This window comes from Bacillus sp. LQ01 (assembly GCF_057624735.1).
In genome coordinates this window covers 914,289-931,409 of the sequence record NZ_JBYEZL010000002.1, presented here as the reverse complement: position 1 = coordinate 931,409, position 17,121 = coordinate 914,289, and the positions used below count along the sequence as shown (strand labels likewise).

Genomic DNA, 17,121 nt, shown 5'->3' with positions numbered 1-17,121 from the left:
CATACCTATGAATGAATTGATTTTCGTCTTATTAATTTGTCCATTACTTATCTTTATCGTTTCTGTTATTGGAACGCGCAAGACGAAAACGTATTACGTAATGCCGATTGTAACGTTTGCTAGTTTTTTAATAATAGGTGTTATCGCCTTTACTCCAAAATTTTTCTTTTGGGTTGGCATGTACAGCATCTTCTCATTTATTGTTTCTTATATGACTTTATTGTTTGTAAGAGGATATGAGCTTGCAGAAAGCGCTAAGTAGTTAAGGAGATTGTAATATGATTTTCTTTGATATTGATGGAACTTTACTTGAAGTTTTAACAATGATATAAAAAACGACCGCGTTCCCCCGCGGTCGTCTTTTTTCGTGTTACGCTGTGATCCAAGCTTCGTTAGCTGGATTTTTACGCCACTCTTGTAATTTCTTCGTTTCAGCTTGTCCAATCATACCTTTTTCTGCTGCAACTTCAGTTAATGCACTGTAATCACTTAAAGAATATGATGCTACGTTCGCTGCTTCTAACTTTTCTTTTCCTGCTTCTAGCTCGTATGTGAAGATTGATACGATCCCTAATACTTCACAGCCAGCTTCGCGAAGTGCTTCTACACATGTAATTGCACTACCGCCAGTTGAAATTAGGTCCTCTACTACTACTACTTTTTGACCTTTTTCAGCTTTTCCTTCGATTTGGTTCCCTTTACCGTGACCTTTTGCTTTACTACGTACGTAGCACATTGGTAAATCCATACGATCGCTTACCCATGCAGCGTGCGCAATACCAGCAGTTGCTGTTCCTGCAATAACTTCTACAGTTGGGAAGTGCTCTTTAATCAACTCTTCTAATCCAGCTGCAATCGCTTGACGTACTTTTGGATAAGATAAAGTTAAACGGTTATCACAATAAATTGGTGATTTCATACCTGAAGACCATGTGAATGGATCGTTCGGTTGTAAAAATACTGCTCCAATTTCTAATAAATGCGATGCGATTTCTTTTTTCATACTGTTACACCTTCCCACTGTTGTTTTACTGTTTTATACGCTTCAAGCGGATTTTCTGCTTTTGTAATACTACGTCCAACTACGATGTAGCTTGAGCCAAGTTCCCTCGCACGTTTCGGTGTTGCTACGCGCACCTGGTCATTTACATCATCGCTTGCAAGACGAATCCCCGGTGTTACTGTTACAAATTCATTTCCGCATACTTCACGTAATTTTGGAACTTCAAGTGTTGAACAAACAACGCCATCAAGTCCACTTTCTTTCGTTAGTTTTGCATAATGAGCAACCGCTTCTTCTAACGTTTTCTCAATGCCGATCTCTTTTTTCATCATAGCTTCCGAAGTGCTTGTTAGTTGTGTAACTGCAATACAAATCGGTCTCTCTTTTCCTTCTTGCTTACCTTCCTCTAATCCCTCAATCGCAGCTTTCATCATACTGCTTCCCCCTGCAGCATGAACATTTACCATATCAACATCTAGACTAGCTAGGCTACGCATAGCGCTTTTTACTGTATTCGGAATATCATGAAGTTTTAAATCTAGAAAAATCTTATGTCCTTTTTCTTTTAAGTACGTAATAATCGCAGGGCCTTCTTTGTAAAATAACTCCATACCAACTTTGACAAATAACTCTTCCCCTTCAAAGTGGCGCAAGAATTGTTCTACATCTTGTTTCCCTGGAAAATCTAATGCAACGATTAACGACTGTGACATGTTTGCTTCCAGCTCCTTCCTTGACATTCCGAAATGTGATCAAATCCTAATTCATCTAGTAATGCTGGTAACTCTTCAATAATTGTCGGACATACGAACGGATCAATAAAGTTCGCTGTACCTACTGCAACTGCGCTTGCGCCAGCATAGAAGAATTCAATTACATCTTCCGCTGTCTCAATACCACCCATTCCGATAATCGGAATGTTTACCGCTTGGCTTACTTCATGTACCATACGAATTGCTACTGGCTTAATCGCAGGACCTGATAATCCACCTGTACGGTTTGCTAAAATTGGTTTAGCTGTTTTTAAATCTAGACGCATACCAAGCAATGTATTAATCATCGTTAAACCATCTGCACCTGCATTTTCAATCGCTTTTGCAATTTCCACAATGTTTGCCACGTTCGGTGACAACTTCACGTATACAGGTACTTCAGAAACCTCTTTTACTCGCTTCGTTAAATCAGCAGCAATTTCAGGATTTGTACCAAAGGCGATACCACCTGTTTTTACGTTCGGACAAGAAATATTTAATTCTAGTGCATGGACATTAGGCGCTTTAGAAATTTCCTTCGCAACCGCTACGTAATCCTCAGCTTGTGAGCCTGCAACGTTTGCAATAATTGGAAGGTCAAATTGTTCTAACCATGGTAATTCCGAATTCATTACTTTGTCTAATCCCGGGTTTTGAAGTCCGATTGCATTTAGCATGCCGCCTGGTGTTTCAGCAACACGAGGCGTCGGATTTCCATAACGTGGTTGTTCTGTCGTCGCTTTAATCATGATTGATCCTAATACACTTAAATCGTAAAACTGTGCATATTCACGACCAAACCCAAAGCATCCAGATGCCGGTATAATTGGATTTTTTAATGATAATCCTGGTAATTCAACTTGCAATCTGTTCATAGTACAACCTCCCCGATTGGAAATACTGGTCCGTCGCTACACACCTTCTTGTAAGAATGTCCACTTGGATCTTCTTGTAAGTGGCATACACATGCGAAACAAGCTCCAATACCACAGCCCATACGTTCTTCTAATGAAATATAGGCTTTTTTCTCTTTGTAACGTCCTTCTAATGCACGAAGCATCGCTAACGGACCACATGAATAAAGAATATCAAAGTCAATTCCGTAATTATCAATTACATCTGTGACAAATCCTTTTGTACCGTGTGTACCGTCTACTGTTGCAACGTACGTATCACCAAGTTCTGCAAATTTTTCTTCATAGAAAACTACATCTTTCGTTTGAAAGCCTAAGATGTGAATAACACGTACACCTTTTGCAACGAGGCGCTGTGATAATTCATAAAGTGGTGGTACACCAATTCCCCCGCCTACTAGTAAAGCTGTTTGACCAGCTTCTGCTTCTTCTACAGGAAAACCGTGTCCTAATGGTCCTAGTACATCTACCATTTCACCTTGTTTTCTAGTTGCTAATGTTTTTGTCCCTTGTCCTTCGGCACGATATAGCATTGTAAATTCGTTCTTCTCTTGATCTACATTACAAATACTAATTGGGCGGCGCAGAAGGGGCGCAATGCCCTCTGCTACCTTAATGTGTACAAACTGCCCTGGTTCGTTCATTTGCTGTACTAACGTTCCTTGAAGCACTAATTCGTAAATATTTTTTGCGATTTCTTTTTGATTAACGACGATCATATTTTGCTTTTGCATCATGCATGTACCACCTCGTGACGCTTTGTTTGCGTAATTTCTTTCATTGAATGAGCTGAGAATGTCATAGATTCTAATACTCGTAAGATTGCTCTCGTTGTATCAAGTGATGTTAAGCAAGCCACACCATTTTCTACTGATTCACGGCGAATGCGGAAACCATCACGCGCTGGTTGTTTACCTTTTGTTAATGTGTTAATTACAAACTGTGCTTTTCCTTGACGGATAATATCTAGTAAGTTGTAGTCTTCAGAATCAATTTTGTTTACAACTTGTACTGGGATATTTTGCTCTTCTAATGATTGTGCTGTTCCAGCTGTTGCTAATAAGTTATAGCCGATTTCGTGGAAACGTTTTGCAATTTCCATCGCTTCTTCTTTATCTTTATCAGCTACAGTAATGATTACTGAGCCGTGCGTTGGGATGTTAATTCCAGAAGCAACTAATCCTTTATATAATGCTTTTTCAAGCGTTAAGTCTTTACCCATTACTTCCCCTGTTGATTTCATTTCAGGTCCTAATGTTGTATCAACTGAGCGTAGTTTCGCGAATGAGAATACCGGAGCTTTTACATATACTTCTTTCTCTTCTGGGTGATAGCCAGTTCCGTATCCTTGCTCTACTAGGTCTTGCCCTAAAATAACTTTCGTTGCAACATTCGCCATCGGTACGCCTGTAATTTTACTTAAGAACGGTACTGTACGGCTTGCACGTGGATTTACTTCAATTACGTACACTTGATCTTTGAATACTACAAACTGGATATTTAGTAATCCAACAATGTTTAATCCTTTTCCAAGTGCAATTGTATGTTCAATGATTTGTTCTTTTAGTTTTTCAGATAAACTTTGTGGTGGATATACTCCAATTGAGTCACCAGAGTGAACTCCAGCGCGTTCAATATGTTCCATAATACCTGGAATGAATACATTCTCACCATCCGAAATTGCATCTACTTCAATTTCTTTACCAACCATGTAACGGTCGATTAATACTGGGTGATCTGCATGAACTTTAACTGCATTTTTCATGTAGTGCAGCAGTTCTTCTTGACGATATACGATTTCCATTGCACGTCCACCTAGTACGTAAGATGGTCTTACTAATACTGGGTAACCAATTTCTTCTGCGATTGCTACCGCTTGTTCTACAGTCGTTGCTGTTTTACCAACTGGTTGCGGGATGCCAAGTTTTGTTAAAGCAGCTTCGAATTTATCACGATCTTCTGCACGGTCTAAGTCTTCAAGTGATGTTCCTAAAATTTTCACACCGTGTTCTTCTAGTTTCGCTGCTAAGTTAATTGCCGTTTGTCCACCGAACTGAACGATAACACCTTCTGGTTTTTCTAAATCGATAATGTGCATTACATCTTCAATCGTTAATGGTTCAAAGTATAATTTGTCAGAAATACTGAAGTCTGTTGAAACTGTTTCTGGGTTGTTGTTAATGATAATTGCTTCATATCCAGCTTCTTTAATTGCCCATACTGAGTGAACTGTTGCGTAATCAAACTCAACACCTTGACCAATTCGGATCGGACCAGATCCTAGAACTACTACACTCTTACGATCTGTTACAATCGATTCATTTTCGTCCGCATATGTGCTGTAGTAATATGGCGTTGCAGATTCAAACTCTGCCGCACAAGTATCTACCATTTTGAATACTGGCATCATATTATTTTCTTTACGCATATCGTAAATTTCGCGCTCCGTTTTGTTCCAAGCTGCTGCAATGTAGTGATCGCTGAAGCCCATTTCTTTTGCAGTTTGTAGTACTTCTATATTTCCTACATTCGCTTTTACTTCACGTTCCATATTTACGATGTTTTCAACTTTTTGTAAGAAGAAGAAGTCCATTTCACACCATTCATTGATTTCTTCTTTCGTTACACCTTGGCGAATTGCTTCTGCTACAATAAACAGTCGTTCATCATCCGCTTTAATGATACGTTTTTTCATCGTTTCTTTATCAAGTTCTTTTAAGTGGTCTAATTCTAAGTGATAAATGCCAAGCTCTAAAGAACGAACTGCTTTTAGTAATGATTCTTCTAAGTTACGTCCGATCGACATAACTTCACCAGTTGCTTTCATTTGTGTTCCAAGCGTTCTGTTCGCTGATTCAAACTTATCAAACGGCCAACGTGGAATTTTTGAAACAACATAGTCTAACGCTGGCTCGAAGCAAGCGTAAGTTTTTTGTGTTACTGGGTTTACAATTTCATCTAACGTTAAGCCGACTGCAATTTTTGCTGCTAATTTCGCAATTGGATATCCAGTTGCTTTAGATGCTAGTGCAGATGAACGACTTACACGTGGATTTACTTCGATTACATAGTATTGGAAGCTATATGGATCAAGCGCAAGCTGAACGTTACATCCACCTTCAATTCCTAGTGCACGAATAATTCGTAATGAAGTGTTACGTAACATTTGATATTCACGGTCGCTTAGCGTTTGGCTCGGTGCTACTACAATCGAATCACCTGTGTGAACACCAACTGGATCGATGTTTTCCATGTTACATACTACAATCGCGTTATCATTTGAATCACGCATTACTTCATATTCAATTTCCTTACAGCCAGCAATACTTTTCTCTAATAAACATTGTGTTACTGGACTATGTTTTAAACCACTTGTTACGATTTCAATTAGCTCTTCTTCGTTATGGCAAATTCCGCCGCCCGTTCCTCCTAATGTGAACGCTGGTCGAACGATTACTGGATAACCAATTTCATTTACAAATCCATATGCTTCATCAAGGTTATGAATAATTTCACTTGGTGGTGTTGGTTCATTTAAATCTTGCATTAATGTACGGAATAAATCACGATCTTCCGCTTGCTCGATTGCTGATAATTTTGTTCCTAAAATTTCAACTCCGCACTCGTCAAGTACGCCTGATTTTGCAAGTTCAACAGCCATGTTTAAACCTGTTTGACCACCTAATGTTGGTAGGATTGCATCAGGACGTTCTTTACGAATAATACGGCTTACGAATTCTAATGTTAATGGCTCGATGTATACTTTATCTGCTGTTGCAGTATCCGTCATAATTGTTGCTGGGTTAGAGTTAACAAGGATTACTTTGTAACCTTCCTCTTTAAGAGATTGACAAGCTTGTGTACCAGAGTAGTCAAACTCCGCTGCTTGCCCAATTACAATTGGTCCTGATCCGATTACTAAAATTGTGTTAATGTCTAGGCGTTTTGGCATAACTCTTCCCCTTCTTTCTTGAAGTTTTCAATCATTGTTAAGAAATCTTCGAATAAATCATTTGCATCTTCTGGTCCCGCTGAAGCTTCTGGATGGTATTGTACTGTAAATGCTGGGAACTTCTTATGACGAAGACCTTCTACCGTTCCATCGTTTAAAGCAACATGTGTAATTTCAAGATCTGTATTTTCAACTGATTCTTCTTCTACTGCGTATCCGTGGTTTTGAGATGTAATTGCTACTTTTCCAGTTGCAAGATTTTTTACTGGATGGTTTAAACCACGGTGACCAAATTTCAACTTACTTGTATTTGCACCTGATGCTAGAGCGAACAATTGATGTCCTAGGCAAATTCCGAATAAAGGAACTTTACCGATAATGTCTTTTAACATTTCAATTGCTTCTGATACATCTTTCGGATCTCCAGGTCCATTACTTAACATAATTCCATCTGGGCTAAGGCGTAAAATTTCTTCTGCTGTTGTGTTGTAAGGAACTACAATTACATCACAGTCACGCTTATTTAATTCTCGTAAAATACCATGTTTCATACCGAAGTCTACTAGTACAACTCGGTGACCACGACCTGGGCTTGGGTATGGATCTTTCGTTGATACGCGTTTTACATGATCTGTAAATACTGTCGCTTTTAATTGACTTACAATGTACTCTACATCTGCATCCATATTACAAAGGCGTCCGCGTAATGTACCGTATTGACGAATTTTTCTCGTTAATTTTCTCGTATCAATCCCTGCTAATCCTGGGATATTTCTTTCTTTCAAGTAATCATTTAACGAAATTTCATTACGGAAGTTTGATGGATGATCACAAATTTCGTTTACGATTAAACCATTTACAGATGGGTGAATGGATTCAAAATCGTCACGGTTAATGCCGTAGTTTCCGATTAATGGGTACGTGAATGTTACGATTTGACCGCAATATGATGGATCAGATAATGTTTCTTGATATCCAGTCATTCCTGTTGTAAATACAACCTCACCTGACTTTTCGATTTCGCCTCCGAAACCTGTTCCAATTAATACTGTTCCATCTTCTAAGATAAGTTGTCTTTTCATACTAATGCACTCTCCTTTTGCCATGCGATCTTACCACCAACGATTGTCATTACCGGCCATCCTTGGCATTTCCAACCTGCGAATGGTGTATTTTTTCCTTTTGATAAGAATGTTGTTGGGTCAATCTCTTCTTCTTGTTCTAAATCAATGATTGTAATATCAGCTGCTCTACCTTCTTTTAGGCGACCTGCTTCTAAGCCGAATGTATCAGCTGGCTTTTCTGTTAAGAATTGAATTAACTGTTCTAGCGTAATAACTCCCTTTTTCACAAGGTTTGTGTATAGAAGCGGGAATGCTGTTTCAAAACCAGTAATTCCAAACGGTGCTCTTTCAATTCCTTGTGCTTTCTCTTCCGCTGTATGCGGTGCATGGTCAGTTGCAATCATATCGATCGTTCCATCTAATAAACCTTCAATTAATGCTGCATGGTCTTCTTTTCCACGAAGCGGTGGGTTCATTTTAAAGTTAGGATCAGCTGATGGGATATCATCTTCACATAACACTAGGTGATGCGGTGTTACTTCTGCTGTTACTTTAATTCCAGCGCGTTTCGCATCACGGATTACACGTACCGAACCTTTCGTACTTACATGACATACGTGATAGTGGCAATCTGCTGCTTCAGCAAGCAGTATATCCCTTGCAATATGTACAGATTCACATACTGATGGGATACCGTTTAATCCGTGTTTCTCAGAAAACTTCCCTTCATGTACACAACCTTTATTAATAAGCGTATTCTCTTCACAGTGCGCAACTACTGCCATATCTAATTTTGCTGCACGTTTCATAGCCGCTAACATCATGCTCGCATCTTGTACGCCTACGCCGTCATCTGTGAAAGCAAATGCTCCAAGTTCTTTTAATGTTTCGAAATCTGTCATTTCAGAACCAGCTTGACGTACTGTAATTGCTCCGTATGGTAGTACGTTAACATGAGCTTTTTCTTCAATACGTTTTTGCAAGTCTTCCATATGTTCTCTGCAATCTGGTACCGGGCGTGTATTTGGCATTGCGCAAATTGTAGTGAATCCACCTTTTGCCGCTGCTAGTGTACCTGTTTCAATTGTTTCTTTATGTTCACCACCTGGTTCACGAAGATGTACGTGTACATCTACTAATCCAGGTGCGATTAACTTTCCGTTCACATCGATTACTTCAGCATTATCTGCCGTAATATTTTCTGCTACCTTAGCGATTTTACCGTCTTGTACGAGAAGATCCGTTGCTACGATTTTTCCTTCTTCATTCATATAACGACCATTTTTAAACAAATAATTCATGTTTCATTCCTCCTAATACATTTGGTAAGGCGCGTTTTAGTACAGCCATTCTTACGTAAACTCCATTTTCCATTTGTTTAAATATGCGTGAACGCTCACACTCAACAAGTTCACTTGCAATTTCAACATCACGGTTTACAGGAGCTGGATGCATAATAATGCTTCCTTCTTTCATACGCTTTTCTCTTTCTACTGTTAATCCGTGTTTCTCATGATATTCTTTCATAATGTCTGTTTCATAATGATCATGACGCTCATGTTGTACACGGAGTAACATCATTACATCAACTTCTGGAACAAGTTCATCTAATGGTTTGTATGTTCCAAATGTGTTGTCTTCATCTTTCCACTCTTCTGGACTTGCAAAGTAAATTGTTGCACCAAGCTTCGTTAATGCTTCTGCATTAGAACGTGCTACTCGGCTATGACGAACATCTCCTACTATTGCAATCTTCAAACCTTCAAATCTTCCAAACTCTTGTTTAATTGTAAGAAGATCGAGTAGGCACTGCGTTGGGTGGTTTCCGCATCCATCTCCAGCGTTTAAGATTGGAATATTCACCTGATCTTTTAGTTCATCGAAGTAGCGATCTTGCTCGTGGCGGATGACCACTGCTTTTGTTCCGATTGATTCTAGTGTTCTTATCGTATCGTATAAAGTTTCTCCTTTTTGTACGCTAGATGCATCAGCTGAAAAGTTTAAAACATCAAGTCCTAATCTCTTCTCAGCAACTTCAAAGCTAAATCTCGTTCTCGTACTATTCTCAAAGAACAAGTTCGCAACAAAAGTTTGCTCTGCCGTTTTGCTCTCTTTTCCATTCGCAAAATCTTCTGCATCTTTTAGGATTTCTGAAATTTCTACTTCCGATAATTCACTCATCGTTAACAAATGGCTCATCGTCATCCCTCATCTTTCTGATTTTTATGTTACCACTTTTGAATTTTTATAACAACCTTTGCATAAAAATACCCTAGTCATGTGAGACTAGGGTGCAAGAAAGAAGCCACCCTTTCCGGTCTCACAGGACTGAATTAAAAGGTTATTATTATGAAGCAATCTGCTTAGATTGTTTTATTTGTTTCGTTTCCGGTAGTAGTAGATTTAACAGTACACCTACAATTGCTGCTAGTGCCATTCCTTCTACTTGGAATGATTCTCCTACGTGAAGTACCGCTCCACCAATACCGATTACTAATATTACTGATGCAATCATTAAGTTTCGTTTGTCACTTAAATCTGTTTTATCATCTACCATCATGCGTAATCCGCTTGATGCGATTACACCGAATAGTAAGATTGATACACCACCCATAACTGGTGTTGGGATCGAATGAATCAGTGCAGAAATCTTACCGATAAACCCGAACATGATTGCGAATACTGCTGAACCGATGAATAAGTATACACTGTATGCTCTCGTAATTGCTAGCACACCGATGTTTTCCCCATACGTTGTATTCGGTGGCCCACCGATTAGTGACGCAATTAATGTTGCTACTCCGTCACCGAAGATTGAACGGTGTAAACCTGGTTTTTCAATTAAATCTCTTTTAATAACATTTCCAAGAACAATTTGATGTCCGATATGTTCTGATATTGTTACTAGTGCAACTGGTACCATCAAGAGTACAATCTTCCATGAAAACTCTGGTGTATATGTTACAAATGGTACTGTGAAATCTGGTACAACAAACCATTTTGCCTCAGCTACCGGCTTTAAGTCTACTAGCCCTTGGAAGTAAGCGAAGATATATCCGCCGATAATGCCAAGTAACACTGGTATTATACTGAAAAATCCTCTTCCAAATATCGAGCATATAATGGTAATTGCTAATGTTACTAATGCTACTGAAAAGTGTGTAAAGCTATATTTGCCATCCGCACCGTTCATCGCCATGTTAACTGCTGTATGTGCTAAAGCTAGACCGATTACCATTACTACTGGACCAACTACGATTGGTGGTAGTAATTTCATAATCCACTCTGATCCTGATTTCTTAATTCCGAGTGAGATTAAGATGTACACAAGTCCTGCTAGCAAACCACCAAGCATTGCTGCTCCCGGTCCACCTGCCGTTTTCGCTGTTATAATCGGTGCGATAAAGGCGAATGATGATCCTAGATAGGCAGGTACTTGACCTTTCGTTATAAGAAGGAACGCTAACGTTCCTAATCCACTTGATATTAATGCTACTGATGGATTCAATCCTGTTAAAAACGGAACAAGCACTGTTGATCCAAACATCGCGAACAAATGTTGTATACTTAAAAATAACCATTTTCCCGGTTTCGGTACTTCATTAACGTCTAACACTGGCTTTTGTTCCATTGTTACATCCTCCTTCAGTTTAAATCTTTGCAATAAAAAAACTCTTTGTGCCTGTGCACAAAGAGTCCTACACTTTCGTATGCCAAATTTGACATATGAAAGCCAAGACCCTTTGGCAGCCTCACAGGACTACATTTAAAAGGGCTTTACTTATCGTATATGCTTACTCGATCTTGTTGATCTGTCTCTTGCAAATCAACTTCGATACGCTCTTCACTTGATGTTGGAATGTTCTTCCCTACATAATCAGCGCGAATTGGTAATTCGCGATGACCTCTATCAACAAGAACCGCCAATTGGATTTGAGATGGTCTACCTAAATCCATAAGAGCATCCATTGCTGCTCGAACTGTTCTTCCTGTATATAATACGTCATCCACAAGGATAACTTTCTTCTTCGTAATATCTACAGGGATATCAGAACCTTTTACAAGTGGTTCTTTATTTTTCGATTGTAGTGTTAAATCATCACGATATAACGTAATGTCTAACTCTCCAACTTCCATTTCTTTTCCTTCAATTTGACCAATTCGTTCTGCCAAACGTTGTGCAATAAAAATTCCACGAGTTTTAATTCCGACAAGAACACAATTATCGACACCTTTATTTCGTTCCACGATTTCATGACTAATTCGTGTTAAAGCGCGGCGAATCATTTGGTCATCTAAAACGACAGCTTTCTCTTGCATGCTCTACACCTCCAAGCTTTTTTCTTGCGTGAGAGAATGGTATAAAAAAAGTCCTCTCAGCGTGTGCGAGAGGACTTTTGAAAAAAGGGTACAACATACCCTAAGTATTTCAAACCGTTACCTTCTCAACCTCACGGGGCTGTGTTAAAGGATCATTATTTAACTGTTGTCAGTATCTCAGTTTTCTTATGATTTGTCAATACTATTTTCGTAAAATATTTAATACGTCTTCAAACACTTCTGGAATCGGTGCCTCAAACTGAATATATTCACCAGTACGAGGATGATCAAAGCCTAAAATACCCGCATGAAGTGCTTGTCCATTCATATCTAACGTTTTCTTCGGACCATACTTTGGATCTCCTGCAAGTGGATAGCCAATATATTTCATATGAACACGAATTTGGTGCGTACGTCCCGTTTCTAAGCGACATTCTACAAGCGTAAAGTCTTTAAAGCGTTCTAACACTTGGAAGTGCGTAACAGCGTTCTTACCATTTTCATCAACTGTCATACTTTGACGCTCTTTCTTATCACGAGCAATCGGAGCATCAATCGTTCCCTTATCATGCGGAATCACACCGTGTACAATCGCTTTGTAACGTCTCGTTACTGTTTTTGCTACAAGCTGATTTACAAGCGATTCATGTGCCATATCATTTTTAGCAACCATTAATAGTCCAGATGTATCTTTATCAATACGATGCACGATACCTGGACGCATTACACCGTTAATGCCTGATAAGTCTGTACAATGGTGCATAAGGCCGTTTACAAGTGTACCACTTGTATGCCCTGGTGCTGGATGTACAACCATACCACGTGGCTTATTTACAACAAGCACATCTGCATCTTCATAATAAATTTCTAAATTTAAATCCTCTGGTTGAATATCTAACTCTTCTGGTTCAGGAATTGTTACTGTAATTTCATCTTCTTCTTTTACTTTATAATTCCCTTTTACCGCTTTTCCGTTTACTGTCACAACGTCATCTTTAATCCATTGCTGCACTTGCGTACGTGACCATTCGTTATTTATCCCTGCAACGAATTTATCAATTCGCTCGTTTTTTTGCTCTGCTGCAACTGTTACTTGTACTACTTCACTCATTCAATTACTCCTTCGCTTTCTTGCCTTCTAATAATGTTTGAATAATAATTAATACAACACCAATACATAATGCTGAATCAGCTATATTGAATACTGGATAGTTGTACGAGAAAATATACACGTGAATGAAATCCACTACTTCTTGTCTAAATACACGATCAATAAAGTTACCAATTGCCCCGCCCAAAATTAGGCTTAACGAAATACCTAGAAGCTTGTCTGTTTTCGCATACTTTTTCATATAAAATACAATAAACACTACAAAAACAACTGTAATAATGTAGAAGAACCACATTTTATTTTCTAAAATACCCCAAGCAGCGCCTCTATTTCGATGTGATGTTATGTATAATACATTGTCGATAATCGGAATACTCGTACCCAATTCCATGTTCTTTACAATTAACCACTTCGATATTTGATCGATAGCAATGACGAATAACGCTATTACATAATATATCATTTTCATTTCCCCCACAAAGACAGTGTACCTCAAAATTTTAGCATAGCTGCTACCTTTTCACAATGAACCTTTATAGAAGAATAAAATAAATTAAAAAAAGGTAATATAATATCGTTGTGCGTATTCATACATTTACCTTTTCGTAGAAGAATTCATGAATCGTACGGGCAGTCGGCATTGTCTTCATTTGCTTTGTCGAAATTAATCTCCCCGTCTCTTCACAAATACCATACATGTCTATTTCCATTTTAAATAATGCGCGTTCTACATCCTTTAAATCCTCTTTTATATCATGTAATAGCAATTTTTTCTTTATCTCTTCCTTAATTTCATATCCAAGCTCTTGGCTGAACTCGACATCATATTTGTGCATTACTTCTTTAGCTAGTCTCTCTTGCAACTCTTTTCTCATCAATTGCAATTCTTCTTTTATTTCCATGTAAATTTCATTCACGTGTACATTCCTCCTAGCTGTAATGTACAGTTAGTGTGTCCGAAATTTATTTGCTTACCTCACACACATTTTTCCTTCACAGGAAAGAGTCTGAAAGTGATCTTGATATACCATCAACAAAAAAACTGACCGCATCAATAGCAGTCAGTTTTTTATTATTTTACATAGTTTTCTTTAACAACTGTTGCACAACGCTCACATAATGTTTCATGTTCAGCATCTTTACCAATTGTTTCTGAAACTACCCAACAACGTTCACATGTTTCACCAGTTGCTTGAACAACAACAACCGCTGTATGTTCATACTTCGGTGCATCTGCTGGCGCTTCATCCATCATACCACCAAGTTTATACTCAGAAACGATGAATAATTGCTTTAAGTCTTCGCTAATAGACTCTAACATAGCTTTCATTTCTGCAGTTGGATATAGCGTAATGCTTGCATTTAATGACTTACCGATTACTTTTTCATTACGAGCTACTTCTAGTGCTTTTAACACGTCATCACGTAATGTCATAAATGCATCCCATTTTGTTTTTAACGCTTCCGCGTCATCTAATTGTACAGCTTCTGGCATATCAGTTAATTGTACACTTTCTTCTGTTACGCCTGGAATATATGGCCATACTTCATCAGCTGTGTGCGGTAAGATTGGTGTTACAAGTTTCGTTAACGCAACAAGAACATCATATAATACAGTTTGAATTGCACGACGATCTTCGTGGTTTGCACCTTCAATGTATAAGATGTCTTTTGCAAAGTCTAAGTAGAATGAACTTAAATCAATTGTACAGAAGTTATGAATTGCATGATACACAGCAGCGAAATCGTATGTCTCATATGCTTCTTTAACTTTTGTAATTAAGTCATTTAATTTTACTAACATGTAACGATCTACTTCACGAAGTTCAGCTACAGCTACTGCATTTTCACTTGGCTTAAAGTCGTCTAAGTTTCCTAATAAGAAACGGAATGTGTTACGGATTTTACGATACACTTCTGCTACTTGTTTTAAAATATCATCTGAAATACGTACGTCAGATTGATAGTCAACAGAAGATACCCATAAGCGTAAAATGTCTCCGCCTAATTGATCCATGATTTTCTTCGGTACGACGATGTTTCCAATCGACTTACTCATTTTACGTCCTTCACCATCTAGTACGAAACCGTGGCTTAGTACGCCTTTATATGGAGCTTTACCTGTTACAGCAACTGCTGTTGATAATGAAGAGTTAAACCAACCACGATACTGGTCAGATCCTTCTAAATATAAATCAGCTGGACGCTGTAAATCTTCGCGCTCTTCTAATACCGCTTGGTGAGAAGAACCTGAATCGAACCATACATCCATGATGTCTGTTTCTTTACGGAATTCACCATTTGGGCTACCTGGATGTGTAAATCCTTCTGGTAATAGATCTTTCGCTTCACGCTCGAACCATACGTTAGAACCGTGTTCACGGAATAAATCTGCTACATGGTTAATTGTTTCATCCGTAATAATTGGATCACCATTCTCAGCATAGAATACCGGAATTGGCACACCCCATGCACGCTGACGAGAAATACACCAGTCACCACGGTCACGAACCATATTATGAAGACGAGTTTCTCCCCATGCTGGTACCCATTTTGTTTCTGCTACAGCTTCTATTAATTCTTTACGGAATGCTTCAATAGATGCAAACCACTGTGCTGTCGCACGGAAAATAATTGGTTTTTTCGTTCTCCAATCATGTGGGTATGAATGTGTAATGAATGTTAGTTTCAGTAACGCGCCTACTTCTTCTAATTTTTCTGTAATTGGTTTGTTAGCTTTATCATAGAATAAGCCTTCAAATCCAGGTGCCTCATTTGTTAATACACCTTTATCATCGACTGGGCAAAGTACTTCTAATCCATACTTTTTACCAACAACGAAGTCATCTTCCCCGTGTCCTGGTGCTGTATGAACACAACCTGTACCTGCATCTGTTGTTACGTGATCTCCTAGCATAACTAATGAATCACGATCGTAGAATGGATGTTTTGCAACTGTATACTCAAGTTCGCTACCTTTTACTGTTTTCACAACTTCAGCATTTTCCCACTCTAACGTTTTTGCAACTGTCTCAAACAGCTCAGAAGCAATGATATATTTCTCATCATTTACTTTTACAATGCTATATTCAAGCTCTGGATGAACAGAAATACCTAAGTTTGCAGGTAATGTCCAAGGTGTTGTTGTCCAAATGATGTACTTTTCATCACCTTCTAATACGTTCTTTCCATCTTTTACAGGGAATGCTACGTAAATAGATGCTGATTTTTTATCTTGATATTCAATTTCAGCTTCCGCTAAAGCAGATTCACTCGTTGGAGACCAGTAAACTGGTTTTTGACCTTTATAGATATAACCTTTTTTCGCCATGTCACCAAACACTTTAATTTGTTGTGCTTCATAAGCTGGCTCTAAAGTAATATATGGATTATCCCAATCTGCACGTACACCTAGACGCTTAAATTGTTCACGTTGACGTTCTACTTGTTCATATGCATACTCTGCACATAACTTACGGAACTCAGCAACTGTCATTTCTTTACGTTTTACACCTTTATTTGTTAAAGCTTGTTCAATTGGTAAACCGTGCGTATCCCATCCCGGAACATATGGCGCACTAAAACCAGTCATTGATTTATAACGAACAATAAAGTCTTTTAATACTTTATTTAATGCATGTCCCATATGAATATCACCATTCGCATATGGAGGTCCATCATGCAATACAAATAAAGGACGACCTTTTGTATGTTCTTGTACTTTTTCGTAAATATTCATTTCAGCCCATTTTTCTTGCATTGCAGGCTCACGTTTTGGTAAATTCCCACGCATTGGGAACTCTGTTTTTGGCATCAGTAATGTATTTTTGTACTCCATGCTCAATTCCTCCTTACATGTATAAAAGAAATACTTAAAAAACGGAATAAAAAAGAGACCTTCTCATCCCCAAAAGGGACGAGAAAGTCTCCCGCGGTACCACCCTAGTAGATTATATACATATGTATAGAATCCTCTTTATATTCTTAACGCGAATACACGCCTAC

Annotated in this window: 15 protein-coding genes and 1 other annotated feature (1 of these 16 cut by a window edge); of the genes, 1 reads left to right on the top strand and 14 read right to left on the bottom strand. The window is 38.4% G+C overall.

Annotated elements, in window-relative coordinates:
- Positions 1–7 precede the first annotated feature (7 nt).
- Complete coding sequence (locus tag AC22L0_RS17340; protein WP_001003933.1) at positions 8–262, top strand: YbeF family protein; 255 nt, start codon at positions 8–10, stop codon at positions 260–262.
- A 108-nt stretch (positions 263–370) separates the two neighbouring features.
- Here AC22L0_RS17340 and pyrE read toward each other — a convergent pair whose 3' ends face one another.
- The 14 genes from pyrE to ileS2 all read right to left on the bottom strand — a co-directional run bounded on the left by pyrE (position 371) and on the right by ileS2 (position 16,954).
- Complete coding sequence (gene pyrE / locus AC22L0_RS17335; RefSeq protein ID WP_000711449.1) at positions 371–1,003, bottom strand: orotate phosphoribosyltransferase; 633 nt, start codon at positions 1,001–1,003, stop codon at positions 371–373.
- Positions 1,000–1,716: an orotidine-5'-phosphate decarboxylase gene (gene pyrF, locus AC22L0_RS17330; protein ID WP_000083496.1), complete on the bottom strand. Its 717-nt coding sequence runs from the start codon at positions 1,714–1,716 to the stop codon at positions 1,000–1,002. Before pyrF ends, pyrE begins: the two co-directional genes overlap by 4 nt.
- Positions 1,701–2,630, bottom strand: coding sequence for a dihydroorotate oxidase B catalytic subunit (gene pyrD / locus AC22L0_RS17325; RefSeq protein ID WP_001081049.1), 930 nt, complete (start codon positions 2,628–2,630; stop codon positions 1,701–1,703). The genes pyrF and pyrD overlap by 16 nt, the downstream gene beginning before the upstream one ends.
- Entirely contained in the window at positions 2,627–3,406 is a 780-nt protein-coding gene (gene pyrK / locus AC22L0_RS17320; protein ID WP_000983359.1) for a dihydroorotate oxidase B electron transfer subunit, read from the bottom strand. Before pyrK ends, pyrD begins: the two co-directional genes overlap by 4 nt.
- Complete coding sequence (gene carB / locus AC22L0_RS17315) at positions 3,403–6,621, bottom strand: carbamoyl-phosphate synthase large subunit (RefSeq protein WP_001126097.1); 3,219 nt, start codon at positions 6,619–6,621, stop codon at positions 3,403–3,405. Before carB ends, pyrK begins: the two co-directional genes overlap by 4 nt.
- A complete protein-coding gene (locus AC22L0_RS17310; RefSeq protein WP_000828684.1) occupies positions 6,606–7,703 on the bottom strand; it encodes a carbamoyl phosphate synthase small subunit in 1,098 nt (365 codons plus the stop codon). Before AC22L0_RS17310 ends, carB begins: the two co-directional genes overlap by 16 nt.
- A complete protein-coding gene (gene pyrC, locus AC22L0_RS17305; RefSeq protein ID WP_001108367.1) occupies positions 7,700–8,986 on the bottom strand; it encodes a dihydroorotase in 1,287 nt (428 codons plus the stop codon). Before pyrC ends, AC22L0_RS17310 begins: the two co-directional genes overlap by 4 nt.
- Positions 8,970–9,884 carry an aspartate carbamoyltransferase gene (gene pyrB / locus AC22L0_RS17300; protein ID WP_087967397.1) on the bottom strand — a complete coding sequence of 305 codons (915 nt, stop codon included), beginning with the start codon at positions 9,882–9,884 and terminating at the stop codon, positions 8,970–8,972. Before pyrB ends, pyrC begins: the two co-directional genes overlap by 17 nt.
- Positions 9,885–10,032: 148 nt before the next feature.
- On the bottom strand, positions 10,033–11,316 hold the full coding sequence (gene uraA / locus AC22L0_RS17295) for a uracil permease (protein WP_000435928.1): 1,284 nt from the start codon (positions 11,314–11,316) through the stop codon (positions 10,033–10,035).
- Between the two features lie 146 nt (positions 11,317–11,462).
- Positions 11,463–12,005 (bottom strand): bifunctional pyrimidine operon transcriptional regulator/uracil phosphoribosyltransferase, encoded by a 543-nt coding sequence (gene pyrR / locus AC22L0_RS17290; protein ID WP_001156491.1) that lies wholly within the window; start codon positions 12,003–12,005, stop codon positions 11,463–11,465.
- A 202-nt stretch (positions 12,006–12,207) separates the two neighbouring features.
- Positions 12,208–13,116, bottom strand: a complete 909-nt coding sequence (locus AC22L0_RS17285) for an RluA family pseudouridine synthase (protein ID WP_000005830.1) — start codon at positions 13,114–13,116, stop codon at positions 12,208–12,210.
- 4 nt (positions 13,117–13,120) lie between these two features.
- Positions 13,121–13,579 (bottom strand): lipoprotein signal peptidase LspA, encoded by a 459-nt coding sequence (gene lspA / locus AC22L0_RS17280; protein ID WP_000642184.1) that lies wholly within the window; start codon positions 13,577–13,579, stop codon positions 13,121–13,123.
- A 124-nt stretch (positions 13,580–13,703) separates the two neighbouring features.
- Positions 13,704–14,033 carry a TraR/DksA C4-type zinc finger protein gene (locus AC22L0_RS17275; RefSeq protein ID WP_001002956.1) on the bottom strand — a complete coding sequence of 110 codons (330 nt, stop codon included), beginning with the start codon at positions 14,031–14,033 and terminating at the stop codon, positions 13,704–13,706.
- 155 nt (positions 14,034–14,188) lie between these two features.
- Positions 14,189–16,954, bottom strand: coding sequence for an isoleucine--tRNA ligase (gene ileS2 / locus AC22L0_RS17270; protein ID WP_000455952.1), 2,766 nt, complete (start codon positions 16,952–16,954; stop codon positions 14,189–14,191).
- Between the two features lie 71 nt (positions 16,955–17,025).
- Positions 17,026–17,121 (bottom strand) — a binding site (T-box leader); it runs 128 nt beyond the window's last position.